The sequence below is a fragment of the Acidovorax sp. GBBC 1281 genome (genome assembly GCF_028473645.1).
Taxonomy (GTDB): domain Bacteria; phylum Pseudomonadota; class Gammaproteobacteria; order Burkholderiales; family Burkholderiaceae_C; genus Paracidovorax.
Genome location: NZ_CP097269.1, coordinates 2,105,697 through 2,127,336 on the forward strand (window position 1 = coordinate 2,105,697; position 21,640 = coordinate 2,127,336).

General features: G+C 64.6%; 24 protein-coding genes and 2 pseudogenes. 10 read left to right on the plus strand and 16 right to left on the minus strand.

What is annotated here, in order from left to right; genetic code table 11:
- Positions 1-13 precede the first annotated feature (13 nt).
- The 5 genes and pseudogenes from M5C96_RS09640 to parA form a co-directional block, all read right to left on the minus strand.
- Positions 14-1,993, minus strand: a pseudogene (locus tag M5C96_RS09640) (DUF3363 domain-containing protein).
- A gap of 559 nt (positions 1,994-2,552) precedes the next feature.
- Complete coding sequence (locus M5C96_RS09645; RefSeq protein ID WP_272568778.1) at positions 2,553-3,152, minus strand: S26 family signal peptidase; 600 nt, start codon at positions 3,150-3,152, stop codon at positions 2,553-2,555.
- Positions 3,149-3,694, minus strand: a complete 546-nt coding sequence (locus M5C96_RS09650; protein WP_272568779.1) for a DUF2840 domain-containing protein — start codon at positions 3,692-3,694, stop codon at positions 3,149-3,151. The genes M5C96_RS09645 and M5C96_RS09650 overlap by 4 nt, the downstream gene beginning before the upstream one ends.
- Positions 3,691-3,951: a chromosome partitioning protein ParB gene (locus M5C96_RS09655; protein ID WP_272568780.1), complete on the minus strand. Its 261-nt coding sequence runs from the start codon at positions 3,949-3,951 to the stop codon at positions 3,691-3,693. Before M5C96_RS09655 ends, M5C96_RS09650 begins: the two co-directional genes overlap by 4 nt.
- Positions 3,948-4,586 (minus strand): ParA family partition ATPase, encoded by a 639-nt coding sequence (gene parA / locus M5C96_RS09660; protein WP_272568781.1) that lies wholly within the window; start codon positions 4,584-4,586, stop codon positions 3,948-3,950. Before parA ends, M5C96_RS09655 begins: the two co-directional genes overlap by 4 nt.
- On the opposite strand from parA, the gene M5C96_RS09665 reads away from it, so the two are divergent.
- Positions 4,585-4,725 carry a hypothetical protein gene (locus M5C96_RS09665; RefSeq protein ID WP_272568783.1) on the plus strand — a complete coding sequence of 47 codons (141 nt, stop codon included), beginning with the start codon at positions 4,585-4,587 and terminating at the stop codon, positions 4,723-4,725. The genes parA and M5C96_RS09665 overlap by 2 nt on opposite strands.
- Before the next feature lie 174 nt (positions 4,726-4,899).
- On the opposite strand, the gene M5C96_RS09670 is transcribed toward M5C96_RS09665, so the two are convergent.
- From M5C96_RS09670 to M5C96_RS09685, 4 genes are all read right to left on the minus strand, one after another.
- Complete coding sequence (locus M5C96_RS09670) at positions 4,900-5,688, minus strand: replication initiator protein A (protein WP_442867372.1); 789 nt, start codon at positions 5,686-5,688, stop codon at positions 4,900-4,902.
- 86 nt (positions 5,689-5,774) lie between these two features.
- A complete protein-coding gene (locus M5C96_RS09675; RefSeq protein ID WP_272568787.1) occupies positions 5,775-6,071 on the minus strand; it encodes a helix-turn-helix transcriptional regulator in 297 nt (98 codons plus the stop codon).
- A gap of 83 nt (positions 6,072-6,154) precedes the next feature.
- The gene (locus M5C96_RS09680; protein ID WP_272568789.1) at positions 6,155-6,916 is read right to left on the minus strand and encodes a DUF2285 domain-containing protein; all 762 of its coding nucleotides are present in this window, start codon (positions 6,914-6,916) and stop codon (positions 6,155-6,157) included.
- Positions 6,917-7,237: 321 nt separating this feature from the next.
- A complete protein-coding gene (locus tag M5C96_RS09685; protein ID WP_272568790.1) occupies positions 7,238-7,585 on the minus strand; it encodes a DUF2958 domain-containing protein in 348 nt (115 codons plus the stop codon).
- 260 nt (positions 7,586-7,845) lie between these two features.
- Here M5C96_RS09685 and M5C96_RS09690 point away from each other — a divergent pair, with 260 nt between their 5' ends.
- Complete coding sequence (locus tag M5C96_RS09690) at positions 7,846-8,136, plus strand: helix-turn-helix domain-containing protein (protein WP_272569673.1); 291 nt, start codon at positions 7,846-7,848, stop codon at positions 8,134-8,136.
- 207 nt (positions 8,137-8,343) lie between these two features.
- Positions 8,344-8,520 carry a hypothetical protein gene (locus M5C96_RS09695; protein WP_272568791.1) on the plus strand — a complete coding sequence of 59 codons (177 nt, stop codon included), beginning with the start codon at positions 8,344-8,346 and terminating at the stop codon, positions 8,518-8,520.
- A 60-nt stretch (positions 8,521-8,580) separates the two neighbouring features.
- Here the strand turns inward: M5C96_RS09695 and M5C96_RS09700 are convergent, their stop codons facing one another.
- The 4 genes from M5C96_RS09700 to M5C96_RS09715 form a co-directional block, all read right to left on the minus strand.
- Entirely contained in the window at positions 8,581-8,895 is a 315-nt protein-coding gene (locus tag M5C96_RS09700) for a DUF736 domain-containing protein (RefSeq protein WP_272568792.1), read from the minus strand.
- An 830-nt stretch (positions 8,896-9,725) separates the two neighbouring features.
- The gene (locus M5C96_RS09705) at positions 9,726-10,478 is read right to left on the minus strand and encodes a hypothetical protein (protein ID WP_272568793.1); all 753 of its coding nucleotides are present in this window, start codon (positions 10,476-10,478) and stop codon (positions 9,726-9,728) included.
- Positions 10,479-10,776: 298 nt separating this feature from the next.
- Positions 10,777-12,831: a ParB/RepB/Spo0J family partition protein gene (locus tag M5C96_RS09710; protein ID WP_272568795.1), complete on the minus strand. Its 2,055-nt coding sequence runs from the start codon at positions 12,829-12,831 to the stop codon at positions 10,777-10,779.
- Between the two features lie 65 nt (positions 12,832-12,896).
- Positions 12,897-13,724, minus strand: a complete 828-nt coding sequence (locus M5C96_RS09715; RefSeq protein ID WP_272568796.1) for a DUF932 domain-containing protein — start codon at positions 13,722-13,724, stop codon at positions 12,897-12,899.
- Between the two features lie 663 nt (positions 13,725-14,387).
- Here M5C96_RS09715 and M5C96_RS09720 point away from each other — a divergent pair.
- Positions 14,388-15,206: an NYN domain-containing protein gene (locus tag M5C96_RS09720; RefSeq protein WP_272568797.1), complete on the plus strand. Its 819-nt coding sequence runs from the start codon at positions 14,388-14,390 to the stop codon at positions 15,204-15,206.
- Positions 15,207-15,340: 134 nt separating this feature from the next.
- Here the strand turns inward: M5C96_RS09720 and M5C96_RS09725 are convergent, their stop codons facing one another.
- A complete protein-coding gene (locus tag M5C96_RS09725) occupies positions 15,341-16,300 on the minus strand; it encodes a hypothetical protein (RefSeq protein ID WP_272568799.1) in 960 nt (319 codons plus the stop codon).
- 321 nt (positions 16,301-16,621) lie between these two features.
- Between M5C96_RS09725 and M5C96_RS09730 the strand changes: the two genes are divergently transcribed.
- Positions 16,622-17,494 carry a DMT family transporter gene (locus M5C96_RS09730; RefSeq protein WP_272568800.1) on the plus strand — a complete coding sequence of 291 codons (873 nt, stop codon included), beginning with the start codon at positions 16,622-16,624 and terminating at the stop codon, positions 17,492-17,494.
- 120 nt (positions 17,495-17,614) lie between these two features.
- On the opposite strand, the gene radC is transcribed toward M5C96_RS09730, so the two are convergent.
- Together radC and M5C96_RS09740 are read right to left on the minus strand one after the other, a co-directional pair.
- A complete protein-coding gene (gene radC, locus M5C96_RS09735) occupies positions 17,615-18,151 on the minus strand; it encodes a RadC family protein (protein WP_272568803.1) in 537 nt (178 codons plus the stop codon).
- Positions 18,152-18,566: 415 nt separating this feature from the next.
- A complete protein-coding gene (locus M5C96_RS09740; RefSeq protein ID WP_272568805.1) occupies positions 18,567-19,382 on the minus strand; it encodes a TatD family hydrolase in 816 nt (271 codons plus the stop codon).
- A 304-nt stretch (positions 19,383-19,686) separates the two neighbouring features.
- On the opposite strand from M5C96_RS09740, the gene M5C96_RS09745 reads away from it, so the two are divergent.
- The 5 genes and pseudogenes from M5C96_RS09745 to M5C96_RS09765 all read left to right on the plus strand — a co-directional run.
- A complete protein-coding gene (locus M5C96_RS09745; protein WP_272568806.1) occupies positions 19,687-20,001 on the plus strand; it encodes a hypothetical protein in 315 nt (104 codons plus the stop codon).
- On the plus strand, positions 19,998-20,366 hold the full coding sequence (locus tag M5C96_RS09750) for a helix-turn-helix domain-containing protein (protein ID WP_272568808.1): 369 nt from the start codon (positions 19,998-20,000) through the stop codon (positions 20,364-20,366). The genes M5C96_RS09745 and M5C96_RS09750 overlap by 4 nt, the downstream gene beginning before the upstream one ends.
- A complete protein-coding gene (locus M5C96_RS09755; protein ID WP_272568809.1) occupies positions 20,363-21,253 on the plus strand; it encodes an ImmA/IrrE family metallo-endopeptidase in 891 nt (296 codons plus the stop codon). Before M5C96_RS09750 ends, M5C96_RS09755 begins: the two co-directional genes overlap by 4 nt.
- Positions 21,246-21,506, plus strand: coding sequence for a hypothetical protein (locus M5C96_RS09760; RefSeq protein WP_272568810.1), 261 nt, complete (start codon positions 21,246-21,248; stop codon positions 21,504-21,506). The genes M5C96_RS09755 and M5C96_RS09760 overlap by 8 nt, the downstream gene beginning before the upstream one ends.
- Positions 21,503-21,604: pseudogene (locus M5C96_RS09765) on the plus strand (IS5/IS1182 family transposase); the annotation flags it as partial. The gene M5C96_RS09760 and the pseudogene M5C96_RS09765, both read left to right, overlap by 4 nt.
- Between the last annotated feature and the right edge of the window lie 36 nt (positions 21,605-21,640).

Here is a 21,640-nt window from a genome sequence, read left to right on the forward strand (position 1 = left end):
AGCTTTCGTGATGTCATCGAGACAGGTTCCGCTGTCGACCAAACTCCCATGACACGCTACTCCCTCGCACCGTCGCATCAATGGTTTGCCCCAAACGCTGCTCGATCGCCGGCTTCCAAGGCACCAGCCTGAATCCAAGCCCGTCAACCAGCACGGCAAAGCGCCCGCTGGCGAGCATCACGCTACGCCGGTAGACCCCGCTGACGAGCTCTCCATCGGCTATCGGCCGATGCTGCAACCCAGTCTCGGCCGCAATGGTCTGGCCTGCTGCCACGAGCTCCCGACCTCGCAGCGTCGCCCACAGGTTGCTCGCAAGGATCACGCGCTGCCCACGCCGCTCGGCGAGCCCCTGATCGGTCAGGAAATCCGAGCGCTGTTGAAGCGCGGCGCGTACCTCACTACCAAAACCCAGTTCGCTCAAACCTTTGCTTCCACCGATCAACTGCTGATCCAGCCAGGTCGCGCCGAGCACACGGGCCTGCCGTTCGATGGGCAGGTGCGAGCGCAACTCCACCGCCACGCCGCCGAGTCGCTGCGCATCGTACTGACGGCCTCGCTCGGGCAAGTCGCCCGGCACCCGCCAAACACCCTCGGCCACGCGTTCCACAATGCCGGCACGGCGCAGTGCTTCCAGCCGGCGGACGTGGGCGTCGACCACCTCACGCGGATCGCGTCCAGCGGTGGTTTGGGACTGGGCCTGTGCCTTCGAAACCGCGAGATGGTGATCGGTGCGGTAGAGGCCATCGGCCGCCAGCGCGGCGATGTTCTTGTCGGCGGAACGAACCTCTGTTGAACCGCGCGCTTCGACCACCGCGCCAACCGGGTACTGTTCCAGTTCGGTCCTGGCCGGCAGCGCCACGTAGTGCGCCTTGCCGTCGGTGCCATCGAGCACCAGGTAGCCTTTGTCGTACAGCTCATCGGCCAGGCCCTTAGCGGCAACGCGCCCGACGATGGAACGGCCGTCCTCGCTAGCCTGGAACACTGCCAGCTCGCGTTGCTGGCCACCCATCGCACGCTGCATCGTGCGGATGATGTCACCGCGTTCGCCCATCGCGCGCAACGTCTGCTCGGCATCGGTATGGATGGCCCAGACGCCTGGGCGCTCTTCGATGGCCAAGCCCATGCGCTGCAGACGCTGCAGGCGACCCACCATCAGCACGCGCTGCTGCTGCATCTTCGGGTCGTCAGTTGGTTGATCGACAAGATTCAAACCGTCCCGCGCTTCGCGCTGCAAGGTGCGATCCAGGCTGGTCCAACGCTCCTGATCGACTTCGCGGGACAACGTGCGCTGGATCTCCAGCTCTGTGCGCGGCCCCAGCCATTCGGTGGCCAGCTCCGCGGCACGCTCGCGCATGCCCCGGGTGATGTAGGCCTGCGAGATGACGAGGTCCTTGCCCGTGTCGTCCTTGCCTCGCAGAACGATGTGCGTGTGCGGGTTGTCGGTGTTCTAGTGGTTCACTGCGACCCAGTCCAACCGTGTGCCCAGGTCCGCTTCCATGCGGCCCATCAGATGTCGGGTGTAGGTGCTCAGGTCATCTAGCTGTTCGGCATCCTCGGGCGAGACGATCAGGCGGAACTGGTGCCGGTCTTCCCGACCGCGCTCCTCGAACGCCGCCACATCCGCCTCGTCGGTCAGCGGCCCATAGGCCTTGCCGGCGTCCTGCTCTCGGCCCACGCCTTCGCGCTCGATGTAGCGCAGGTGAGTGATCGTCGAGCGCGCGCCGGCCGTCTTCAGGTAAACCAGCCGCACCTTGACCGTGGCACGCCGCGAACTGGCGGACAGGGACTGCCCAGTGAAACGTGCTGCAACATGGCCGCGTCCCAGCCGCGAGCCAGGTGCTTTACCGCCTTTGCCACGCTTGCCGCCAGTGGCGTTGGCAGCCTTTGTGGTCTGGCGCAGCACCTGCGAGACGAAGGTCTGGCCGCGCTGCTTCGGAGCGCCGGGCTGGACGCGGAAATTGTCCTCGCCGCCCGAGTTTCCGCGTTTTCTCATGGAGTTGCTCCGGCTAAGGTCAACGCGTCAAGGCGTGCCAGGCACGCGGTTTTGCCAACACTGACAAGGTGTTGCCGAACCTCGCGGCACGGTGCCGCCCAATGGCGCGTGCCGCGCCAACCCCACGTGCAGACTCGCTTCCAGGCCGGCAGCGTGCCGGCCCCTTTAATCTTGCCCTGCATCTTTCCCCGGCCTGACGGCACGGGGATGCGATGCCCCGGCGGCGCTGCGCAGGGCGCAGCCAACCGGCCGGCGAGCGCGGTCCATGCCACCGGCATGGTGCGCTCGGGGCAAGCCATCTGCACGTGGGGGCGCACGCGAGCGTGCGCGGGAACACGTAGCAAATCGGTCAGCGGATGCAGCGCGGAGTGCAGTGCCAGATGCGGTGCGACTGCACGAAGTCTGCACGCGCAACGACGCATCAGCCGCGTCGAGAGCGACATGCTGGATAGCACGTCATCGACGTGCAGCGACCTACGAAAAGAACGAGGTTCAGCGCACACGCGAGCCCAATGCGCTCGTTGCTGCGACCGATCAGTCTGCGCACGATGGAATCGGGTCATGGCCGCTTCTCCAGATGAATCGGCTGCGCAATGCCGATCACGTCGGACACATCAATCGGCCCGAAGTACCGGCTGTCGAACGACGCCGGATTGGTCGTGCTCAAGAGGAACAGTTCGTCCTCGACCAGCACCCGGCACTGCGGCCAAGATGGCAGCAGACGGCCCAGCCGATCAGCGCGCAGCACGGCGGCCACCGGCACGCCGTCGATGCTCACTTCGCCATCCACGATGCAAACACGTTGAGGCGCCATCGCACCCACACGTTTGAGCAACGGGATGTGCGACGGCAGGTAGCCGCGCTGCGCAGCCAGTGCGGCTACGTCTGCAGGCAAATGCGCCAGCACGATGCTGCCGACGGACAACGGCGGTTGCAGCTCGTCGGTGAGCGAACGAATTGGCTCGATGCGATACCAGCCGACCGGCATGCTGTCGGTCGGGTTGTAGACGACGTGCGCCTTAGGCCGCACGAAAGACGCCCAGGCCATCGCCGCAAGGCCACAGGCGGACAGCATCGCGAGCAGGATGCGAACACACCGACGCGAGCGAGGGCGCTGCGTGATTTCTGGCGCGGTATTCGACGGATGGGTGGCCGTCATTGCAGCGCCCTCCCGGCCAGCCAAGCGGCATGCCGCTCGGCCATGTATTCCGGCAGCGGCTGGTGCGCCGCCACACGGTTGCCCAGCGTACGCCAATACGCGGGAGACACGTCGACGGGAGCGATGCCCAGCGCCTCGATGGCGTCGATCAGCGGCAATACGGCCTGCACTTTCCGCTCGCCCTCGACGTGCAGCAGGATGCGCGCGCCAGGCTGCACGCCGGGGATGCGCTGCACCGCGTCGAGCGGCGTACACGCCTGCATCACCATGAGCTGCCAGCGCGTCGTGCCGTAGTCGTTCGACTCCCAGCGGATGCGGCAGAAGATGGACGCTGGCAGGAACGCCACACTGCGCCGCCAGCGGTCGAGTTGGATGGTGCGCACCGGCTCACCGAAGCGCAGATAGAGATTGATGCGCTTGTCCACGAAGGCGAGTGCAACGCGGGTCAGCGGCACGCCGCCGGACTGTCCGGCGAGTGCGTGCGGTGTTGGCCAAGGTGCGTTCGTGTCGGCGCTTGCCTGCGCCTGGCTGTTCGCAGTCATGGTGTCTTCTCCGGGAATTCGCGTTCGAGCAAAGCGCGTAGCAGTTCGGCCACCGTGGTGTTCTGCGTGAACGCAGACACCTTGATGCGGGCGCGCAGCGCAGGCGTCACGTCGAGGGTCAGGCGAGCGGTATAGAGGTCGCCCTTGGTGAGGTCAGCGCCATCGCCCTGGCGAATCCAAGCCTCTACTTGCGGATTCGCCGGCGGCCGCGCGCCGATGGGGATGCGCGTGGCGCGCTTGCTTGGCGCGCCGCTCATGGCGACCACCGCAGCAGTTCATCGACCAGCGCGGTGATCTCGCGTGCAGCCGCACCGTCCGAAGCCAGTTCTCGCGCCAGCCGGCCAGCAGCCACGCTGTCGGCGAAGATGATGCGCTGGCGTACCTCGGCACGCAGCGCGGGCAGCGGTTGATCGGCGAGCGAGTTGCGCGCCTCACGCCCGATTACCGTCGTGCCGATGCGCCGGTTGATGACGAAGGCCGCGCGCAGCGCAGGCCGGAACACCTGAGCCTCGCGGATCAGTGCCACCATCTCCGCGCTGGCCCAGAGGTCGTAAGGGCTGGGCTGCACCGGGATCAGCACGCAATCCGCAGCGAGCAGCGCTGAGCGCGCGAGTGCGGCAATTCGGGGTGGCCCATCGATCACGATGTGATCGGCCCGCCTGGCGAGTTCTGGCGCTTCCTGGTGGAGGGTTTCCCTTGCCAAGCCGACGGCGCTGAAGAGGCGCGGCAGTCCTTGCTGGCTGCGCCGTTGCGTCCAGTCCAGGGATGACCCCTGCGGGTCGGCATCCAGCAGGATGATCGATTGCCCGCGCATCGCCAGTTCACCGGCGATGTGGGTGGCGAGTGTGGTCTTGCCGACGCCGCCTTTCTGGTTGAGCAGGGCGACGATCATGGCGTGGCTCTCCGTGCTGGAAAGCTGTCTGCTGATCGGCCTGCCGATCGACCTGGTGAATGAGCCGATTCCTGGCTTCGGTTTGGCGGCGGTTTTTGACTTTCAGCAGTTGTCCACCGAGCCGGCGCGCTCCTACTAAAAGTTAGATCTCTGTAGTTAGGTAAGTTAAGGAGGCCCGAAACCCGCGCCAGCATTGGCTCTCCGGCCGATCCGTTCTCCTGATAGCACGAGGGTCGTACTCCCGATAGCACGACACCTCTTGCGCCTGATAGCACGAGCCCGTCCACTGGTCGCTCACCGGTTGTCCACAAAATCACCGTCTGCCGACCTGGAATGGGTTCGCGGTGGATAACTTTGGCCGGAACACCAGAAGCTCCGGCTCCTCCGGCAAGCGTTCGATAGTCAGGGTGTAGCCCGGCAAGGCCTGGCGTGCCACCAGGGCGCGCAGGTCGTAGGCGAAGTCCGAGAACCGCGCCGCGCTGCCTGACTTGCGGTGCAGGTGCCGGAAGTCGAACTGCCAGCCGGATTCCTGCTTGCCACCGTGCTTGCGCACCAGACGGTACAGCCAGCGCTCGATGCCGCCCGTGAGCTTGAAGTACGCTGGGTCGATGGTCAGCACCAGCGCTTCGTCCAGCACGCCGGCATAGAACCAGTCCGGCAGGATGAGTTCGAGGCCCAGCGGCACGCCCTTGGTGTCGGCCCGTTCCTTCCACTCGTTGATCCAGGAGAAGCGGTGCAGCCGCCGACCGGTGGTCTCGCGGATCGAGGTGGCAATCGTGGTCGACTGCAGGCGATCCAGTGCGGCCTTCAGGCGCTGGTAGTCGCGTAGCGACGTGCCGCGGCCGATGAAACGCAGGATCTCGTACGGCGTGGCCTGCATCCAGCGCGACGGGCGGATGCCCGCGTCGCGCGCCTCGACGATCTGGCTGGCGGCCCAGATCAGGATGTCGGCATCCCAGATCGTCGCGATGCCGTGCTCCTGCGTTCCCTCCACACGCACCGTTACGCCGCCCGAGCGGAAGTCGATCGGCGCCACACGCCGTGACTTGGCCAGCGAGAAGAAGGGATAGGCCATCAGGTCCTGGGCGTCGCGCGGCGCCATGTCGCCCGGCAGTGCGCGGAACAGGTCGAGCTGTTCGCGTTGCGGCCGAGGGATGGACGAAGCAAGGACCACTGTCGCGCCGGGGATCAGCGGCCATCACGGTGATCACCCGCATGGCGTTCGGCGTATTCGGGATCGGATGTGGCCTCGAAGCTGCGGGCGTCGGCCCAGGCCTCGAGATCGGCGACGGAGTACATGACGCGCCGGCCGAACTTGCGGAAGCGCGGGCCGCCGCCAATGACACGCTGCTTCTCCAGCGTACGCGGCGACAGCCGCAGGAACTCGGCAGCCTCGTCGTTGGTTAGGTAGCGGGCGGGCTGCACGGTCGCGGGCTTGGTCGGGGTGGCGGGTGCGGCAGCGGGCCGCAACGGAGCGGGTCTCATGGTGTGAACCTCCATCGGTCTGGGTCGCCGGTCACAACAGCGCGACCGGATGGAGGCAGTCTCAAGAAAGCAAGGCGTCCTGCTCAGGGACGTTTTGCACCGCCCGCAGAACGTCCCTGTTTGAGCGGCGGGAGCTGTGCCAGGCGGCGATAGCCGCCGCGCATCAGGTTTTGGCCCCGCCGCACCAAGCGGCGCACGCGGGCGCGCAGCTCGCCGTCTGCGTGCCAGCCCATGGCCACCGCATCTGCGCCGTACACGCCTTCGGCGGCTTCGCGAAAGGACGCACCCGCCAGGATCGCGTCCAGCGCCTGCAGGGTGTGCAGTTCCAGCAGCGCAGCCGGCGCCGGTCTGGGCTTGACGATGCCAAGCACCGGCCCCAGTTCACGGCGAGGAATGGATGGCGCAGCCCCACCGCGATGCGCGCACACCACGGCCATGCCATCGTCCAAGCCAGGCGCCAGCGCAAAGCGCAGGCAACGGCCGCTGCTGCGCGCGATCAACGCCAGACTCTTGCCGTCGTGCATCAACTGCTTGTGCCCAGGGATGGACCAGAACGCGAAGACGTTGGCACTCCAGGACGGGTCTGCGTCGGGGTGGAGTTGCACCACAGCCGCATGGCCGGGCAGCCAGGCCGGGTGCGCATCCCGCGCGTCCAGATCCGGACTTTCCAGCAGCCGCAAGCCCCAACGCTGCGCCGCCTTCGAATGGTCGCGGCGGCGCAGCCAGTCGAGCCGGTAGTCCGGGTGCCTGCGCAGGTACTCCCAGGCCAAGGCCAGCTCGTCCAGGTGCAGGACGTAGAGGTACGCCGCTGTGGCGTACCAGGGTTCGGCTCTGCGATCGGCCATGACGTCACCTCCCTGTGCTGGGGTGCGTCGCCACGGCGAACCGGCGGGCTATGAAGCCATCGTCAAGGTGTCATTGAAAAGGCGTTACGCTGGCCATGTCAAGACCGATGGGCTCCGTTGCGTTGCGAGGATCGTCCGAATGCGACGACGACACTGCGCCGAAATGGCGCGTCGCACGGACCAGGGTGCCGCGGGCCGCGCCAGACATCGAGACTGTTTCGGTCAGGCACGCACCGCTGCGGTGCAACAGTGCCGACTGAGACCCAGCACGTCACAGGCCAGACCGAAACGGACTCGATGCGCCGTCTCAGCCTTGCCTCCTCAGTCGAGGATCGAGCCGTTCTCTTCGGCCAAGCGCAGGTATTCCGACAGCCGCCTCACGGGCTGGAAATAGCGGTCACGCATCACGGGCTGCTGGCGTGGCCCGACGATGGACGCCAAGTCGGAAATGCGGATGGAGCCGAGCGCCGGCATGCCGATCCCCAGGTCGATGACACCATGCGCCGTATCGCCATCGGCCGGATCGAGCCAGGCCAGCAGCCAGGTGGCGTGGGCATCCGGGGTGAACAGGCGCACCACGGGGATCGGATCGGTGTCTTGCCCGGCGGCGCGGGCCTCGCCGTTGGCCAGCAGGTGCCAGCGGTCGTCGTCGGTGAGAAGTGGGTTCATCTACATCTCCACAAAAACACGAAGCCGCTGAACCGCATCCGTGCCTTCGCACGAAAGCACACATGCACAAACCCACAGATCCGTAGAAGCGCAAAGACTCACAGGCGTAATGGCGGAAGTCAGCAAAGAGTCGGATCAGGTTCTGTGCGTTGGAGGAAATGCGTCGATGCGGATTTCCGTAAAGGCACCAACAGCAGCTCGCGGCACATAGGTTAAAGATAACGTGGTTTTAATTGTGCTGCGACGTGACGCTTCTGTCCATGGAGAAGCGCACCATCCAGCGCGGCCGTCCGGCCGGCGCGACCACCTTCGACGCCGAGCTGGCCCAAGCCTTCGGCGCGGCGGTGCGCGCGCTACGGACGGAGCGTGGCATCGCGCAAGAGACCTTGGCGCACCTGGCTGGCATCGAGCGTTCACACATGGGCAAGATCGAGCGCGGCGAGCACATGCCTACGCTGGCGATCATCTTCAAGATCGCCGGCGCCCTCGAATGCAGTACGGCCGTGTTGATGAGCGAGGCCGAAGGCCAACTCGCGGCAGCACGGGCATAGGTTCCGGCATTCCGGCATTCCAATACCCGGCTCCTCTCTGCAGGAGTGACTACAGGTTTTCCCTAGTCTTTGGGCCGTTGAAATCCACGGATTCCGCAACAACCTGTGAATCTTCAGCTTCAGGAGTGACACATGGCGGAACTGGGCGACTGGTCGGATCACGATAACAAGCGGTACATCGGCAAAATCGACCGCATCTATGTGGCGATGTCTGAGACTTATGAGGTCGAATTCTTCATCGACCAATACCTCAAGACGCGCAACTACGCGATCTCCAACGAGAACCGCGACAAGGTTGCGAAGGCGATGGAAAGCTACAGCGGCCGAGCGCCCATCAAGCGTGACGAGCTGCACCAGTACCTGGACGGCTACTGGAAGAAGTAGCGCGCGCCGATTCGATCACCCGTGCCCCGCTGCCATAGACGGGGCACGGAAGAGCGGCCGTCAGGCCGCCTGTGGCTTGTTGCGCGACCAGATCAGGTCGTGCGTGCCGTCCTCGCCTGCAATTAGGCGGGCATAGATCGTCGCCGGGAACGAAGGATCGTCGAGGCTCACGGACAGGTACTCGCGCCCGGCTTCGCTGATCTTCTTCCACGCTGCGCCGATGTCGTGACTAGCCGCCTGGAGGCGGAAGTCAGGGGCGTTTTCCTTATCGCCTTTGTCGTTGGGAACCAGCTTGACCTTGACGTTGAGCGTCAGGGTGCGAAGCGTGCCGGAGAAGCCGTCTTTGTCTGCGGTGAAAGTGCCGATGTTGGCCATGATGAAGTTTCCTTTCGGTTGAACAAGGTTCGCGCCCATCGCGTCCTTGTTGTGATCCGGCCGGCGGGGGGCGGGCCGGCTGCACCGCCTGCGGTCGCAACGCAGTGGAGAGCCGGATGGCGAAAAGAATTTGTCCCGCGAGGAATGCGCCGAATGCAGTGAAGAAGCAGGGGAAATTGTTTTCGCCGGACGGTTGCAGCCATGAAGCCCGAGGCGCAGCTGCGCCACCGCCAGGATTCACAACAACACAAGGACGCCTTGGGCCGAACCGCTCCGAAAGGAAGCTGGCCCGACTCGGCATCGCCGCATAAGGGCTGTTCTGGCTCGCTGACTGACGCCTGCCAGGTCACCAACCCAACGACAGGCGATAACGCCTCCGCCGCAATTGTCGGCGTCGGGCCAGAGGTGTGGCGTGGAAACTCCATGGCAATGCTGGGTGCCGATCCTGGATCGTCGTGAACCGTCCTTCGTGACGCGATGGGCAGGATCTGCCAGCGTCGAGGAGGGCACGCATCCGCACAACCTGTCGCAGCAAGCCACGGCGTGCTCGCCACGCCCCGGCCATTGCGGCTGGGGTGACGGTGGGGCCGATCCGGTTACCTACCGGTTCGGCGGTATTTCAGGGGCGCCGAGCTGCGCGCGGCGGGGATGGGCCTTGTGCCGATCCCCGGAAGGCAAGCGAAGCGCGCAGCGACGCAGGCGCGAAGGCGTGAGGGATTGGAGCCGAATGGCCATGACGTCAAAGACGGCATGGGGCGCAGCCCGCAAAGCCCGGCGGTGCATCGCGCCGACACGCGAAGCCCCGAAACCGACACGACACGATGACTCGCCTACATGAAGAAGCTGCCCTGGACGGCGTAACCCGCAGGCTCGATCGCCACATCCGCAAGGTGGGACTGCAAGGCACGCTTGCAATGAACGTTTTCCCCGCCGTCTTGAAGCCAGGCACCAAGTCGCCGCTCCACCCAGCCACAAGCCACCGCCTCCCCGGTGGTCAAGTCGCTATACCACTCCGGCTCTATGTCGGCCTTCCGGGGTCTCAGAACCACGTTGATGGAAAGCTCGCCGCCGCTGATGGCATCCACACGGGCGATCGCCGGAAGATCCTCGTCGACCATGAAACGATAGGTGGTCTGCACACAGTGGTGGCTGTCCTCTGCTCCACCCGGCCACCAGTTCTCGCCCTCGGACAACCCGAATAGCCGCTGCTCGAGGCCGGCATTGATCGCCGCCACCATCAAATTCCGCCAGACCCGCCAGCGCGCGCTCCGCTGTGTTCGCAGCGGGAAGGTCTTGAACGGCGAATAGGAGTGCTCGAACTCGGGCAGCAGCCGCAGGTCATCGGGGGCGGCGTAGCCGAACTGCCGCAAGCGCTGCACCAGCCGGGCATTGCTGGGCTTCTGCGCTTCGGCCGTCGCGTTATCCGCGAGGGCTGCGCGCAGCGCAGCATGGGTCTGGAACCCCAAAGCGGCGGCGACCGCTTCGCTCAGGTGGGACGAAGAAACACCTTTGACGCCGCGTTGCGCCCTCTGCTTGAGGGTACGCAGGGCGGCTTCGGAAACAAAAAACGTCGAGACAGTCATGCCAAATTCCTCTGAACTGGTCGATGTCTGCCGATTACGCATCGACCGGGGAATGGGCACGGTCAGCGAAGGGGATTTGTGGAAACGTCGTTTAACCCGGCAGCAGGTTCAGCATGACGCGGCTGTACTGCCAATCATACGGCAGGGCCGTGCATTCAGTCACGGCGTCCAGCCGTGGGTTTGAACACCGGGCGCGGCCGCCGGCGCGCCCGGATTTTTTGACTCACTGGCTTTGGGGTCGGAACACCCCAAGCAAAGCGCCCCGGCCAAAGCCGGGGCGCTGCTCTCCAAGTGCAGGTCAAGCGACCAGTGCTTCGGGTTCGTCCGCCATGGTCTTGGCATCCGCCTGGGTATCCTGCCCCTGCGTTTCTTCCGTCGCCGTTTCCTGCCTTTCAGTCTTGAAGATGACCGGCATCCAGCCCGTGCCATCGGCAAGCCGCTCGGCCTCGCTGGCAGTGTCGGCCTTCTTCAATTTCGCCAGCCGGTTGACGTGCTCCGGCGCGTACTCGCCCACGGCTTGCAGGATCGCGGCCTTCGGAACGTGCTTGAAGTAGCCTTCGGCGCTCGGCTGCCACCATGCGGCCATATCGAGGCCCACGGCCTGCGCGAGTTCCTCGCCGGGCTGGCGTGGCGTTGCGCGAGGGGTCACCACGTCCACCGTGGCCGCCACGCATACCGCCAGCAGTCGCACCAGTTCGTCTTGCGACTTCCTCAGCAGCACGGCGAACAGTTCGGCGCTGTCCTGCGGCAAGGCAACACCTGCCACCTGTTGCAGTTCGCGCAGTGCCACGGCGGCGGACGATCCAGGCCAGTCCGGGGCCATGGCTTCCAGCCGGTCTTGCACTGTGAGGCACACGCCCAGCGGCAGGCCGTCGCCGTAGGCGTCGGGCTGCAAGACGGCTTGCACCATGCCGTGCACCAGCGCGGCCAGCGCGACATGCGGATGCCGGGCGACTTCGATTTGCAGCGCGGCGGTGCGATGGGCACTCAGCCGCTGCGTCAGCCGGTCGGACAGGCTCGCGGTCCTGGGTGCGTCGCCGGCGTCCTCGCCTTCATCGTTGGCCGCTTCGCCTTCCACGTTGCCGACACCGCGCCGCAGCTTGTCCAGCGTGCGCAGCGCCTTCGCCTCGGCCTCGCGCAGCAGGCCGCGATGAATGACGGCTTCGCCGTTGCGGTCGATGGCGACGATCGCACCGGCTGCGGCCCGCACGTTCGGGGCATAGTCCAACAAGCCATTTTCCAGCGCCTGCAACTGCGCGCCCAGGCGCTCGCCTTCTTCCTGCAAGGCTTCGACCTTGTCCTCGTCGTCAGCATCCATCGCTGCATCCACAGCTTCGCCAATGGCCTGCATCTTCGCTTGCAGCTTCTCGATGCGCTGCACCTCGCGCTTGCCCGGCGTGCGGCGTTCCCTCGGTGCACGCTGGAAAGCTTGCAGATCGGCGTGGCTGGCGGCGAGCGTGGCATCCACCCATGCCCAGCCTTCGGCCTTCACCTCGGCAGCGACGCCCGCCAGCTTGTCGTGCGCCAGCCGTTCCAGCAGGACCGCATCGTTAAGGTACACGCCCGCATCGCCTTCGGCGAACAGATCGCGGCGAATGCCGCCGCCTGCGGCTTCGTAGGTGTCCAGCCCGACGAACCGCACCAGCGGATGCCGGTAAGCATCGATCTCGCGCTCGGTGAGGCGTTCGCGCAGCGCGGACGGGCTGCGCTGCCACTGTGGCGCATCGTAGAACGCGGCGTCTTGCGAAGCATGGTCGTCGGTGACGGCCAGCGCCATGAGTTGGTCGAGCGTGACGGCATCGGCCCGGTAGTCGGCCATCAGGCGCGGCGAGACGTTCGCCAGCTTCAAGCGTCGCTGCACCACCAGCGGCGTGACGCTGAAATCCGCTGCGATGTCCTCGATGGGCCGGCCTTCGGCCACCAGTGCAGCGAATGCCTCGAACTGGTCTGCGGGGTGCATGGCTTCGCGCTGCACGTTCTCGGTGAGGCTCGCGGTACGTGCCGTGCCATTGGCCACCCGCAGGCAAGGCACGTCCCAGTCCTTGGCGATGCGGTGTTTCTTCGCCAGCAGCTTGAGCGCAGCGAAGCGTCGCCCACCGGCGATCACCTCATACCGTTCGCCATCGGGAGCGGCGATCACGATCAGGTTTTGCAGCAGCCCCACGCGCTGGATCGAAGCGGCCAACTGAGGGACGGACATGCGCGGGACGGTCTTGCGCACGTTGCGGCCTGAGGAGCGCAGCACCAGCCGCGACAGCGGCACCAGGATCATGTGCTTGCTCGGGTCGGCGGCTTGCAGCACGTTTGCAGTGGTGGTGACGGCTTGGGCTTCGGTGTAGTTAACGGCGTTCATGGTGAATCTCCAATCGAGTGAGAAGAAGGAATGGAGGGGAACCGCCCCTCCGGCGGGGGAGCGGTTCAGGCCTTGAGTTGGCGCATGCCATCGGCCAGCAGCCACAGGGCGCGGTTCAGGCGAATGTCCGAATCGATGCCTTGCACGGGTCGGGTCTGCTGCCTGCGGCCATTGGCGGTGCGTCCAGACAATCCGCCCTTGGTCAGGTTCTCCTGCGTGCGGTTGAAAACGCTCCACAGGTCGGGGCGGCGGTCGTCGAAGCGGCGCGGCATCAGCACCTGGGTTTCCGTGATCGGCGCAGGCTTGTCCGGATCGTCATACTTGAGGGCGAGTGCTGTACGGGCGAACACCTCAGATTCGCCAGCGTCCAGCGTCACGGCCTGCATGGATTCGCGTGATGCCTGCGCACGCTCGAAACCACCGAGCACCTCATAGGCGCCCTCGATGACCTGCCCGGCCACGTCGCCCTTGTGAGGCACGCGCACGTCGGCCACGGTGTCGCCGCAGACCAGTCCGTTTTTGCAGACGAACCTGAACATGCCACCCAATAATTGGTAGCTGCTCGTTCCGTCGTGGGAGTTCAGCAGAATGATTTCGTTGGCTTCGGCGGCGTTGATCTGGTTGGCATGGCGCAGGCGCAGCATGTGTTTGGTGTGCTCGCGCCGGCCCTCGTTGCGCACGCGGGTCTGGCACGCCATGAAGGGCTGGAACCCTTCTTTCCGCAGTTCAGTCAGCACCGCCCCGGTGGGGATGTAGCTGTACCGCTCGGAACGGCTCTCATGCGGGGCGTCCGCGAAGATGGACGGGGCCACCCTGCGAATCTGGTCGTCGGACAGCGGGGAATCGCTGCGCAGCGCCGGGGAATGGGAAGCGAAACGTGATGCGAGTTGCATGATCTTTCTCCAATAAACGAAGTTGCTGTTGCGGTTTCAAAGCTGACCGGATTCCAAGATTCGGAGCCCGTTGTGGCTTCGGTGGGTTCGGCGCATGGACCTGGGCCGGTCCCTGTTTGCCGCCGTCTTTCCTGAGTTCATCGCCCGCGAGGAACCGGGCCAGCGAGGGACTGGCCGTCAAGGGAGAAGCGCAGGGTTGGTGCGGCCCGCAGCGCAGCGAGGACTCGGCCCTGCGCGCCTTGACGGCCAGGCACCGCGGGCCACGGTCGCGGGAGAAAGCGATGGACTTGGGGAAAGACGATCAGCGGCCGAAGGGCCAGGGCATGCGCTGAAACCCACGCCGCGCGGCGAGCGCCCCCGCGTGCCGACGGCACGCCTGATCAGATGAATTCAGCCGATCAGGCGCAGCCTGTTCGGCGGCATGGCAGGGGCGCCAAACGCAGTGCGGCGGGGATGGGCTGACGAGCCGGTCCCCTGGAGGCAAGCGGAGCGCGCAGGCGTCAGCCGACCGCGGGGAGGGAACGATGGAAGCCCGCAGGGGGCGAGACGCGTAGCGGCTCGATGCGCGAGCACGACAGCGCGGCCGGTCATATTCACTTGACCGGAGGCGCCCGGAATCCGCTACCTTTGAGGAAGCGCAGACCCAGAAATACACAATTCCGGATGAGCACCATTTCCACACCAGCAGAGACACGCGTGGCCGTCTTGGTCGATTGCGACAACGTTCCGCCCGACATCCTCGAGCACGCGCTGCGTATGGTTGCGCAGTTCGGCCGCGTCGTTCTGCGCCGTGGCTACGGCAACCAGGGCACGCTGGCCCACAAATGGCAGGACGCCCTGGTGCGACTGGCCTTCACACCTTGCCTGCAATACCAGTACGCCGCCGGCAAGAACACCGCCGACATCGCACTTGCGCTGGATGCGCTCGAAGCCCTGTTCGACAAGCGGGCCGACACGTTCTGCCTGGTCACCAGCGATTCCGATTTCGCCTATCTTTGTCGCAAGCTGCGCGAGCGCGGCGCCACCGTCTGCATCGTCGGTGAGCCCAAGACACCCGATGCACTGCGCAACGCCAGCGACCAGTTTTTCGAATGGGTGCGCCCGGAGCCGACAGTGGAGGCCCTTGGCGAGACCATACCCAAAGCCACGGCGAAGACGGAACCAGTCAAGGCCGAACCGCCGAAGCTGGAGTCATCCAAGCCAGCCGTCAAACGCCGGCCGCGCTTTCTGATCGACGCTGTGTCACTGTTGGCCAGCGATACCTCCGAAGGCAAGGTCGGACTGGGCGCCCTCGGCCAGTACCTCAAGCGCACCGACCCCGCCTTTTCACCGCAGACCTACGGCCACTCCGGGCTGCTGAACATGGTCAAGACTTACGACCTTCTGGCCGCCCGACAAGAGGAAGGTGGGCATTGGTCGGTGAGCCTGGTGCCCAAGGCCGAAGCCACGGGAGAAGCCGATGGCGACCCGCCTGGCGCGTAGAGCGCGCCGTCAAGAGGCTGATGCTTCTGGACTCCCGCGACAGCTCTCCGCAAGAGAACACAACATTGGCCTCGGCACTATCGTGGGCCTTCCAAAAATCAGTGGCCTGCGCCGTCGTCGCTCATCGTCCAGGTCTACTCTTCGGTTACCGCGCCGCCGCCCTTTGGGCGTATCAGCGTTCTCAGCGGCACGGTCGGCAGGACGTGCTCACCTGATGGCGGGGGACTGTTGTCCTCCTCGGGTTCATGCGGCACCTTTTCGATCAACACCGGCTCACCCATCCAGTCGCACTTGTCGCAGGCCGGCCATTCCAGTTCGTCGTCCGGAAAATCCTCGTGGAATCCACGTTGCGGGGACAGACGATGCGATCCGCAGGCGGGGCACTCCTCGGGCACCTTCCGCAGCAGTCGAACCACCACGGCCGAACAATGCCCGATGGCATGCTCCGTGATCGAGAAGGCGGCCTCTGCGTCATGCCACTTCGAATTCTTGCTGTGGGTCAGCCAGTTGACGAACTTCCACGCGCTCTCCAGCAGCGTCTTGAAGAGATGCCGTCTGTGCTCGTGCGTTGCGCCAGGCAGTGCCGTCGCGCAAATGTGATCAGCCCAAGCCTTCAGGTCCGCACGCTTCGGCTTCTCTTCGATGGATGTCCAGGGGATAACAGTTTGCGCGGCCCCGACCAGCGAGAGCAGCGCTTCGCGACATCGCACACCGACTGCCTGGTAGTCGCCGACCTCGTGCGCATGCCGAACCGCCTCGGATGCTTCTTCTAGGTAGCGATAGCACTCCCCGAAGGGCTCGATCGGCAGCTCGTCCAGCTTGGACCGATGATTCATCGGGATGCGCAGGCACAGCCCGATGTGGAACGTCAGCGCAAGGTCCATGCTCGGGAACTGCTCTTGCGAGTAGAGGTTGGTCATCCCGGTGATGACCCACCACCGGTCCACGTTGGTGTGCACATCCCACACATCGTGCTTCGAACTGAGGACATTCTCCGAGTACACCTTCTGAAGGAACTCGACGGTCAAGTCGGGTGCCTGCCACTTCATATACGCGGAGATCGTGTCGGCTTCTTCTTGGGTGGATGCGAGCATGGCGAGAAGTATCGACGCAGCCACCCAGCCACTCAAGCGTCAGATCGCCGCTCCGGCCTACGAGGTGAGACCGCAGCGTCGTCGTCTCGACAGCAATGCCGCATGAGCCCGCCACGCACTTGCGCATTCATATGGGTCATCGGTCAAAATCGCTTCATCGACTGAGTGGCAACTAGGGTTCCGCACGACCGAGAGGCGCGTGGTCTGGACCGAGCGTAGCGAAAACCACGGCCTGCGCCGTGGCTGCACCCGAGGGACAAAAGCCCAGAGGAGGAGACGTCGAGTCCCTCCCGTGCTTGTTCCCTTTACTCGGAGTGCCTCATGTCGATGTCATCCCTCCTGCTGGTCGTCCTGGCCGCGTTAGTCCACGCCCTTTGGAATCTGCTCGCCAAGCGCGCTGCGGACGTGGGGCCGCCGTTCGTCTTTGCCTACACCGCCGTCGGCGCCGTCCTCTACCTGCCCTGGGTCTGCTGGATTCTCTTGCGCGACGGCATGCCGTGGAGCATGGCCGTTGTTGGCATCATCGCGCTGAGCGGCGTGCTGCACCTGGGCTACAGCCTGTGCTTGCAGAAAGGCTACCGGGTGGCCGACCTGTCGGTTGTCTATCCCGTCGCGCGTGGCACGGGGCCTCTGTTCTCGACGCTCGGCGCCTTCGTGTTGCTTGCCGAGACACCCACGCCCCATGGTTTGCTGGGCGTGGGCGCCGTGCTCGCCGGCATCGGCCTCATCGCTACCCAAGGACGCTGGGCCATGTTCCGGCAATCGTCCGCGCAGAAAGGCATCCGCTGGGGCATTGCCACCGGCCTGCTGATCGCGTCGTACACGGTGGTGGACGCGTACGGCGTGAAGACGCTGGCGATCGCGCCCGTCGTCCTGGACTGGTGCGCGAACACGGTGCGGCTTAGCATGCTGCTGCCCTGGATGGTTCCCGGCCGCGCACAGGCAATGCGCGCGATGCAAGGCCGCTGGCATCTCGCCCTGGCCGTGGGCGCGCTGGCACCACTGTCGTACATCCTCGTGCTCGGGGCGCTGAGCAGCGGCGCGCCGCTGAGCCTGGTCGCGCCGGCGCGCGAGATGTCGATGATGATCGGCGCCTTACTGGGGATGCTGGTGCTGCGTGAGCCGTTGGGGCGGTGGCGCCTGGCTGGATGTCTTCTGCTGACGGTCGGTGTGATCCTGCTCGGCGCATCCTGATGCAAGGGTCGCGCAGAGCGACCTTGCAGCGACACCCGGTCAAGCGATCGCTGAAGCGAGCCTGTCCGCGCACAGCGCGCACAAACAGAAAGAAAAGCAAAGGGCCGTCGGCCCTTTGCGTCACAGCAGCCCGCGCTCTGCGAAGCTCATCACGTCGCTGCCCGCGACGATCAGGTGATCCAGCACCCGCACGTCGACCAGCGCGGCAGCCGACTTCAACGTTTGCGTCAGGAGTTCGTCAGCCCGCGACGGCTCCGGCGAACCACTCGGATGGTTGTGTACGAGCAAAAGCGCACTGGAGTTCCGGCTCAGCGCGTCCTTGACCACCTCCCGCGGATACACCGATGTCTGGCTCACCGTGCCCCGAAACATCTCTACGTAGTCAAGTACCCGGTGCTGCGCATCCAGATGGACCACCGCGAAGATCTCATGCGGCAGGTTCCCCAGGCGTGCCCGCAGGAAGTCCTTGACCACCGCCGGCGACGTCAGCACGTCAGTCCTACGCACCCGGCCCGCCAACACGCGTTGCGCGGCCTGCAGCACCTCGTTGGCCTCGGCCGGACGGTACTCGCCCGCGACATCGCGAACGAGCAGCGAAGAGGCAGCAGACGAAACGGCAACGAAGGAATCGAGGGAAGAGAACAGATCGTGCGACATGGCGAACTCCAGTGATCGGGCGGGATTGCCCGAGACCGGAACCGGCACGCCGCAGCGCAGCTGTCACAGGTTCAAAGACGGCCGGCAGGACGCCAGCGTGCGCAGCACGCGCAGACCTTGACCGCGAGAACGGTGTGCAAGGATGAAGGGAACAGCAAGCCAGCCCCCACCCGCAGCGCGCAGCGGCACCGCCGCGAAGGCATCAGCGATGGGAGCCGAAGGGGCGAGACGCCGCAGGTGGCTCGATGCGCAGCACGTACAGCGCGGCCCGGCATCGCCGGGGAGGCACGGTGCTCGGTTTGATGCTGGACAACTTGCCAGGAAATTCGCTTATGACCGAGCCTGCTCGCGCTGAAAGTGTGCCTGCGGCGCGCCGTGCATGTCATGCGCATCGACCAGAGGGGCCGAAGCCCTGTCAATTGCCTGGAAGGCCGAACATCCGTCGGCTATTGGAACTGCAGGCCTGAATGATCTCGTCGACGTCGCGGCCCAAGAGCTCTGCCACGCTTGCCGCGACCCAGGGTAGATTCGCCGGCTCGTTGTGCCCACGACGCGTTTCGGCGTTCTTGGGAAATAGGTAAGGAGCATCCGTTTCAAGGTGCATTCGATCCATCGGAATGGCTGGCAGGGCTTCGCGAAGTGCCTGGCCGCGTTGGAGATCTGTGACCCAGCCCGTGATGCCGATGTCGAGCCCCATCGCGAGAAAGGCTTCCGCCTCCGCGCGGCTGCCCGTGAAACAGTGCACGACGCCGCGCGCTCCGTCGGCCACCACAGGGGTAAGCATGTCGTGGAAATCGGTGAAGGCGTCGCGGCAGTGAAGGAAGAGCGGCTTGCGAGTCTCTACAGCCATTGACAGCTGCTGCTCAAAGGCAATGCGCTGCGCTTGGGGAGTCGAAAAGTTGCGGTTGTAGTCAAGGCCGCACTCTCCGATCGCCACGACTTCCGGGCATGCCCAGAGTTCGGTGAGCTTGCGGAAGGTGCTTGGGTCGAATGACTTTGCGTCATGGGGGTGCACCCCCGCAGTCGCGAAGACGGTGCCCGGATTGGCTCTGGCAAGCTCAAGGGCCAGACGACTGGATGCCGCCGATGTGCCTGTGGCGAGGATCTGGGTTACGTTTGCCGCCCGTGCACGCATCAACAATTGGTCAGTCAGCGACACCAACTGCGCCGAGTGGAAGTTGACGCCGATGTCGACCAGTTGCGCTCGTTCGGATTGTGATCCCTTGCTCATGCGCCGATGGTACGGGGTGATGCATGCGGTCCACCTGCATTCAGGTCCGGTGCTGTGGTCGTGCAAGTCGGCGACCGACATCTCGCTGCGAGCGACCGTTCCAGCTTGGGTGCTGGCGATCGGCAGTCCCTAGCAAGGATGGACTGCCGCGCCCACCCCTGAAGCCGAGCGCGGCGCGAAGGGCTGCACCGGCGCAGAGTCGGATGTCTACGGCCGTCGCCGTGCGTCCACGTGCCGCTTGCAGCGATTCAGCAGGGGTGGTAAGATATCCTTACCGGCCGTAATGGCCAGCATAGAGGTCCAAATGGATGCTGCTTTGATTCAGACGACCCTGGTGGAAGTGCTGCAAAACATACAAGCCACGAGCGAGCTTGAGTGCCCACCACTCGGCGGCGCGACGAAACCCATCGAAGACCTGCCGAAATTCGACAGCAAGATATGGCCCGTCGCCATTGGCATGCTGGGTGCGAAGCTCGGCATCAACATCGCCAATGATGTGAACATCTTTCGGCAGGACGATTCCTGCATTGCGCTGACGATCAACGAGATCGTGGCCAAGGTGGTTGCCCTCGTAGATGCCCAGGCCGTGGTTGAACCCAAGCAGGCGAACGCGCAATGACGGACGGCCCGGAAACCCACCGTTCGGCGCTCGCCGAACGCTTGCGAGAGGCCAGAAAGGCCGCCGGCCTGTCGCAAGGCCAGGTGGCCAAACTGCTGCAGATGCATCGGCCGACGGTTTCTGAGATCGAGGCCGGCAATCGCCGTGTTTCTGCAGAAGAACTGACGAAATTCGCGGAGACCTACGATGTCACCGTTTCATGGCTGCTTGGCGAAACGGCCGAACAGCTCGAGATGAATGATCCGCGACTTCAGCTTGCTGCACGCGAACTGAGCAAACTGAAGCCCGACGACCTGGATCGATTGCTGCGCCTACTGGCGTCGATGCGCAGCTCGGACGCCGAAGAGGGAGGGGGGACCAAATGAGTGCTCAGCTCTCAAACATGTCGGCCGCGGGGCGAAAAGCCTTGGTGATGCAAGGCATGCAGGCGTCAATCGCGGCGCGCGTGAAGGCGGGCGTGGATCTCAAGAGTCCCACCTGCATTTATGGCTTGTGCGAGGCACATAACGTCGCAGTGCGCTTCAACGATATCAATATGGAGGGCATGTACGACCGGACGCCGAAACCGCGCATCCATGTCTCTGTGCTCAGGCCTTTGGCGAGACGAACTTTCACGTGCGCGCATGAGCTGGGGCATCACGTCTTCGGGCACGGCTCGACCATCGACGAGTTACGGGAAGATCAGGCCAATAGCGTCGATCGCCCTCCGAACGAAATACTAGCTGACGCTTTCGCGGCCTTTGTTTTGATGCCAACGCTTGGCCTGCGGGAAGCTTTTGCGAAGCGTGGCCTGGACCCTAACCGCGCAACAGCCCTCGACATGTACACCATCGCCTGCAACTTCGGTGTAGGGCAAGCGACTTTGGTGAACCACCTTGCCTACGGCATCAACATGATCAACCAGGCGCAGCGTGATCGCCTGGGGCGGATCACGCCAAAGATGATCCGCACGGAACTGCTGGGCGCGGTCGTTTCCATGCCGCTCACGGTAGCGGATCAGCACTGGAATTCACCGACGCTCGACCTTGAGCAGGACGCGCTGCTGCTACTTCCAGCGGGTGTCGTCGTGGACGTCTCAATGCTCGCGCCCGAGCGTGAACTGGCGGCCGGGCGCCTCTTTCGCGCTGCAAAGTCTGGCATCACGCGAGTGGCAATACCCGGCACACCGTGGGCGACCTATGTCCGTATTGCCCGGCGCCAGTACGTTGGCCTGGCTCGATTTCGTCACCTTGAGGAGCCTGTCGATGAGTAAATACGCCTCCGCTATTAAGCCGCTGCTCGTGGATGAGCGCAATCTCTCTCACGCCTGGGCGAGGGCTTTTCTTCATGTGATTGAACATCCAGGGAAGGAAATATCTCCTCTAATCATCAGCGTCACGGGATTTGAGGATGACGGCGCTGCTGTTGAGGACGAGAGGGTTCGGGGCGCTCTAGAGAAGGCCCTATCCATCAAGGGGCTTTGTTGCACAAATCGCGATGCTGATGCCCGTAGACTGACTGCGTGACAGAGACGAAGAACAGGCAGCGGAGCAAGTACCGCACGACGAACTGGAAGGCGTACAACGCGGCGCTGAAAGCGCGAGGCTCGTTGACGATGTGGCTAGTGTCCTGTCCCGTTAATTCGCAGGCACGATAGCTG